We start from the raw sequence: 6,941 nt of genomic DNA, 5'->3' as shown, positions 1-6,941 counted from the left end.
ATATTATTTTTTAATATTTACTTCTGTGATATTAATTCTCTTTTAAAGAACATGATATAAAAATAACTTTAAGGATAAAAAATGAATAAGCTTTCTCTTATTATTCCAACATTACTTATTATTTCAGGATGTAAAAGCACAGATATAAGCCGTGCTGTAAAAGATGGAATTAACGGCGCTATAAATGGTGCGTCGAGCACTACAAGTCAAGCTATTATGCCATCTAGTTCAATAACTTATACAACAACAGAAACAACAATCTCCACTTACAAAGCAACAAAGGAATCAAGAGATTTTGGTAATATTACTTTAGCTAAGACCACTGTAAATCCTACAAAACAAACTAGGGTTATAATTAACCAGTGCATACATCCTCGTGTTGGAGCAGTTAAATGTGAAGCTTATATGCACGAAATTAGCCCAGAAGGTTGGATAGTCGATTCACAGAATAATAAAATACACCTTGAAAAACGTTCAAGATATAATGATAAGGTCGTACCGGCAGGTAATTATTATATGAAAGTAAAAACAGAGGGCGTAGCTAAAGAGAGCTATGCGGTTGGTGATATCACAATTATTCCATTTGTTACAAATTATGTTGATATAACATTTGAATAAAAATATATAAAAAAAGCAAACCCGAAGGTTTGCTTTTGACTCCATTCTAACAAAAAGAATTATTTACACTTTTAAATAATCCATAATGCCTTCTGCAGCATTACGCCCCTCAAATATAGCAGTAACCACTAAGTCTGAACCACGAACAATATCGCCTCCAGCAAATATTTTAGGATTAGTGGTTTGATGGGTAAATTCACCTTGCTCGGGTGCATTAATACCACCCCAGTGGTTAATTTCTACCTCGTACTGCTCTAACCAATCCATTTTATGTGGCTTAAAACCAAATGCCATAATCACTTGTGTGGCTTCAATAATATGCTCTGAACCCGGTACTTCCTCAGCGCGACGGCGGCCGTTTTCATCTGCCTCGCCAAGCTGAGTTTTTACCATTTTAACACCGGCTACAGCACCTTTGTCATCAAGTACAATCCCTTTAGGCTGAACGTTATAAGTAAAAATGACGCCCTCTTCTTTGGCATTTTTTACTTCGCGTTTTGAACCAGGCATGTTCTCTTCATCACGACGATAAGCACACGTTACTTTTAACGCGTTATGACGAATAGAGGTACGCACACAGTCCATTGCTGTATCACCACCACCTAGTACCACTACTTTTTGGTTTGCCATATCAATGCAAGCTTGTTTAGACTCATCGTAACCCATAACACGATTAGTGTTACCAATTAAAAATGGCAGGGCATCATGTACTCCCGGTGCATCTTCGTTCTCAAGCCCCGCTCGCATACTCTGATAAGTCCCCACGCCCAAAAATACAGCGTCATACTCATTAAGTATTTCATCCATGCTAATGTCTTTACCTACTTCGACATTAAGCTTGAATTCAACACCCATTTCGGTAAATATTTCGCGACGTTTTTGCATGACTTCTTTTTCTAATTTAAAAGAAGGAATACCAAAGGTTAACAGCCCACCAATTTCAGGGTGACGGTCAAATACCACAGGCTTTACGCCATTACGCACTAAGATATCTGCACAGCCTAGGCCCGCAGGCCCTGCGCCAATAATGGCAACTTTTTTATCAGTCCATGTCACATAGGACATGTCTGGTTTCCAGCCCATTTTAAACGCGGTGTCGGTGATGTATTTTTCAATATTACCGATTGTTACTGCACCAAACTCTTCATCTAATGTACATGAGCCTTCGCATAAGCGGTCTTGCGGGCATACTCGTCCACACACTTCTGGCAAACTGTTAGTACGGTGCGATAGCTCAGCGGCCTCTAAAATACGCCCTGTACGGATCAGTTTTAACCATTGTGGAATATAATTATGTACTGGACATTTCCACTCACAATAAGGGTTACCACAATCAAGGCAACGATCCGCTTGTGAATTAACCTGATTTTCTGAAAAGGGTTCATAAATTTCTACGAACGATTTTTTACGCGACGAGATTGGTTTTTTGCGTGGATCTACACGCTGCACGTCTATAAATTGATATACATTTTCGCTCATACTGCCCCCTTATTGCGCCTGAACACGTAGTTCGGCGCTACTGCGAGCGCGGTGCCCGAGTAAACTTTTTACGTCACTTGATTTAGGTTTTACTAATTTGAACATCGGTAAATAAAGTTCAAAGTTAGCTAAAATAGTTTCTGCTCTGCATGAGCCTGTTAGCTCTAAATGATCAGCAATTAAGCCGCGTAAATGCTCTTGATGTGAACTTAAGTCATCTAAAGTAACCACTTCAACCAACTCTGGGTTAATGCGTTTCTCAAAATCACCTCGTTCATCCAAAATGTAAGCGAAACCACCGGTCATACCTGCACCAAAGTTCACTCCTACATTACCAAGTACACACACAACGCCACCGGTCATGTATTCACAACCGTTATCACCTACGCCCTCAACAACAGCTTGCACGCCTGAATTACGTACAGCAAAACGCTCGCCTGCACATCCTGCTGCAAACAATTTACCGCCGGTTGCACCATATAAACAGGTATTGCCAATAATTGTTGCTTTATGACTTTCAAATGACGAACCCAATGGTGGGCGAATAACTAGCTTACCGCCAGCCATGCCTTTACCAACGTAATCGTTAGCATCGCCAACCAAAGTCATTTCAAGGCCACCGGCATTCCATACACCGAATGACTGACCCGCTGTACCATGTAATTCAATAACTACCGGATCTGCGGCCATGCCTTGATTACCGTGTTTATCAGCAATATACCCAGAAAGCATGGCACCTACTGATCTGTCGGTATTACAAATACGACTTACTAATGAAATGCCGCTTGAGTTATCTATTGCCTCTTGTGCCTTACCAAGTAAGTTCTCATTTAACTCACCTAAATAATGCGAGCTATTTGGAGCACTGCAAAACAAAGTTTCACCCGTTGGATTATTTGGCTGAGCGATAACCGCTGATAAATCTATTTTTTGCTGCTTCGCTGTTTTGCCTTCAATGGCTTCGAGTAAGTCTAAGCGACCAATTAAATCGGTTAGGTTTGCAACCCCTAAACTTGCCATAATTTCACGCGCTTCTTGAGCAATAAACTTAAAGTAGTTCATCGCCATTTCTGGCAGACCATGATAATGCTTTTGACGTAATGTTTCGTCTTGTGTTGCCACACCTGTCGCACAGTTATTTAAGTGACAGATCCGTAAGTATTTACAGCCTAATGCAACCATAGGCCCTGTGCCAAAGCCAAAACTTTCGGCGCCTAAAATGGCCGCTTTGATGATATCAAGGCCCGTTTTTAAACCACCATCTGTTTGCAGGCGAATACGATGGCGAAGGCCATTTTCTACCAATGCTTGCTGTGTTTCAGCAAGTCCCAACTCCCATGGGCTGCCAGCGTATTTAACCGAGGTTAATGGACTTGCACCCGTTCCGCCGTCATAGCCTGAAATGGTAATTAAGTCGGCATAAGCTTTTGCTACACCGGTTGCAATTGTGCCAACACCCGGTTCAGATACCAGTTTTACTGAAATCAATGCATTCGGGTTTACTTGTTTTAAGTCAAAAATAAGCTGGGCTAAATCTTCGATAGAATAAATATCGTGATGCGGCGGAGGTGAAATAAGTGTCACACCCGGTACCGAGTAACGAAGCTTGGCAATATAGGGCGTTACTTTTTCACCCGGTAATTGTCCGCCTTCCCCAGGTTTAGCGCCTTGTGCCACTTTTATTTGAATAACATCAGCGCTACGTAAGTAATGTGGGGTGACACCAAATCGACCCGAAGCTACTTGTTTAATACGTGAATTTTTTTCTGTACCGTAACGCAGCTTATCTTCGCCACCTTCACCAGAATTTGAGCAACCACCTAAACGATTCATGGCAATTGCGAGTGCTTCATGGGCTTCTGGCGATAATGCACCAATACTCATGGCGGCTGAGTCAAACCGTTTATAAAGCTCAGTGGCAGGCTCTACCTCATCAATGCTTATCCCCTTTTCTGGCAGTTTTAAAGCCAACATATCGCGCAGAGTCGCGACTGGACGGTGATTAACTAGCTTTGCGTATTCGCTGTAATCACTGTACTCGCCGCTACGTACTGCTTTTTGTAACGTTTGAATCACATCAGGGTTGTAAGCATGGTACTCGCCGCCGTGTACGTACTTAAATAAACCACCATGGCTTAATAATTTACGTTTACTAAACGCCAGTTTATGCAAGCTTTGCTGATCGTCATCAAAGTCGCTAAAACACGCCCCTTTTATGCGACTTGCAACGCCCTTAAAACACATCTCAACAATCGCGTCCGATAAGCCAACCGCTTCAAACAACATCGAACAACGATATGAAGCCACGGTACTAATGCCCATTTTAGACATGATTTTGTACAAGCCTTTATTAATTGCTTGACGATAAGCCAGTGTAACTTCACAGTATGACTTATTAATTACCTTGGTATCGCTCATAGCCACAAGTGACTCGTACGCTAAATACGGGTAAATTGCGGTTGCACCAAATCCAAGTAGTACCGCAAATTGATGCGCATCGCGAACGCTGCCAGTTTCAATAATAATATTTGACTCACAGCGTAATTTATTATCTACCAAGCGTTTTTGTACCGCACCCACCGCCATAGCAGCAGGAATAGGTAATTGATTGTCATCAAAGTTACGATCCGTTAATACCAGCATAATACAGCCAGATGCGGCTTTTGCTTGTGCTTCATCACAGATGCGCTTAACCGCATTCTCAAGGCCTTCTTCTACGGTGTAAGTAATATCAATCTTACAATAGCTGTAATGCGCTTCATCGGCGTTAAGTAGCTGCTGCATATCAGCATACATTAAAATAGGCGTATCAAATTGCAGGCGTTTAGCGTGCCCTGTTGTTTCATTAAATACGTTTTGCTCACTGCCAATACACGTTGCAAGCGACATTACATGGTTTTCACGTAACGGATCAATCGGCGGATTAGTAACCTGAGCAAACTTTTGACGGAAATAATCATAAAGTGAACGGTGCCCTTCACTCAGTACGGCAAACGGCGTATCGTCACCCATTGAGCCAGTGGCTTCTTGCCCATTTTCACCCATGACACGAATGACGCTGTCTAGCTCTTCGTTAGTATAGCCAAACATCTTTTGGTATTTGACAAGGGTTTCATCATCAAATGAGCGATTGCCCGCATCTTGCTCGGTAAGTGCTTCAAAAGGCGTTAATCGTTTAACGTTTTCTTCTAACCACGACTTATAAGGGTGGCGTGATTTTAAATCTTGGTCAATTTCATCTGAATGCCAAATTTTACCCAATTTAGTATCAATAACGAGGAGTTCGCCTGGGCCAACACGTCCTTTTTCTACCACCTCATCAGCGGTGTAATCCCAAATCCCCACCTCAGAAGCTAAAGTAATAAAGCCATCTTGAGTAATAATATAACGCGCAGGGCGCAGGCCATTACGGTCTAAGTTACAGGCTGCAAAGCGCCCATCAGACATAACGATGCCTGCAGGGCCATCCCACGGTTCCATATGCATAGAGTTAAAATCATAGAACGCACGTAAGTCGTCATCCATAGCTCGATTTTTTTGCCATGCTGGCGGCACTAGCATGCGCATCGCACGGAATAAATCCATACCACCAGCTAAAAATAACTCCAGCATATTATCGAGGCTAGATGAGTCAGACCCTGTCTCATTAACAAACGGCGCTGCGCTTTGTAAATCAGGAATAAGTGGCGAAGCAAATTTATAAGAACGGGCACGTGCCCATTGGCGGTTACCTTCAATAGTATTAATTTCACCATTGTGCGCTAAATAACGAAATGGTTGCGCTAAAGGCCAGCGAGGCTGTGTGTTTGTAGAGAAGCGTTGATGAAAAACACAAATAGCACTAGTCATGCGAATATCCGCAAGATCAAGGTAAAAATTAGGCAAGTCAGCAGGCATCATTAAGCCTTTATATATTGTGACTAACCCAGATAAGCTCGCAATATAAAATGATTCATCGTCCATTAGACGCTTTTCTGCACGACGACGTGCAACATACAAGCGGCGTTCTAAATCTTTAGAACGCCAACCTTCTGGCGCACTAATAAAAATTTGTTCAAACCCAGGCAATTGCTTTAGTGCTATAGGTCCTAACATTGATGGATCGGTAGGGACAACACGCCAACCTAAAATATTAAGCGTTTCTTTTTCTAGTTCTTCGCTTAAAACATCTTTAGCTGCTTGTGCTAATACCGGATCAGCATTGAGGAAAATCATCCCAACGGCGTAATTTTTACCTAAATGCCAATTATTTTCAGCAGCAATAGCACGAAAGAAGCTGTCTGGTTTTTGAAGTAACAAGCCACAACCATCACCCGTTTTACCATCAGCAGATATACCGCCGCGGTGCTGCATGCGATCTAAACCGGTGATCGCCGTACGGATGAGTCGGTGACTCGCTTGGTTATTAACTTGGGCTATTAAGCCAAAGCCACAATTATCTTTTTCTAGTTTTGAGTCATATAACATGGACCCCTCCCCTTGCTGCACTGTTAACGTGGATGAACGGCTCGACGATTTGCTAACAGACGATCAAAATTAGCGTTATTCCTAACCTGAGTCAATATTTTTCTGAATACATATTCATTATATTGAATATATTTCAACTTCATTAAAAATCATAAAATAATGCTAAATATTAACATTTGAGTAGGTATTGGATCGAAAACTTTAATGACACCGGTGTTATTTTTAAGAACTTGTAAATAAAACCTCCCCCACAATAGGCAGTTTACGTAAACGTAAACCATGCAAATAATGAATAATTATTCATGGCCGTATTTTATTCTTTATTAACTTGCTGATATTTACCTTTTACAAGCAAATTAATTAATAGTTTTTTACAG

The 6,941-nt window shown here is 41.6% G+C and carries 3 protein-coding genes; 1 reads left to right on the top strand and 2 read right to left on the bottom strand.

Going from position 1 to position 6,941, the window contains the following annotated elements; genetic code table 11:
- Nucleotides 1-81 precede the first annotated feature (81 nt).
- On the top strand, nt 82-618 hold the full coding sequence (locus tag QMA00_RS18230; RefSeq protein WP_290158380.1) for a hypothetical protein: 537 nt from the start codon (nt 82-84) through the stop codon (nt 616-618).
- A 63-nt stretch (nt 619-681) separates the two neighbouring features.
- Here the strand turns inward: QMA00_RS18230 and QMA00_RS18225 are convergent, their stop codons facing one another.
- Nucleotides 682-2,097, bottom strand: a complete 1,416-nt coding sequence (locus QMA00_RS18225; RefSeq protein WP_290158378.1) for an FAD-dependent oxidoreductase — start codon at nt 2,095-2,097, stop codon at nt 682-684.
- 9 nt (nt 2,098-2,106) lie between these two features.
- Nucleotides 2,107-6,564, bottom strand: coding sequence for a glutamate synthase large subunit (gene gltB, locus QMA00_RS18220; RefSeq protein WP_262976238.1), 4,458 nt, complete (start codon nt 6,562-6,564; stop codon nt 2,107-2,109).
- Nucleotides 6,565-6,941 lie beyond the last annotated feature (377 nt).

Origin of the sequence: Pseudoalteromonas sp. APC 3694 (assembly GCF_030407565.1) — a bacterium.
Taxonomy (GTDB): Bacteria; Pseudomonadota; Gammaproteobacteria; order Enterobacterales; family Alteromonadaceae; genus Pseudoalteromonas; species Pseudoalteromonas tetraodonis.
This window is presented reverse-complemented; position numbering and strand designations above follow the sequence as displayed.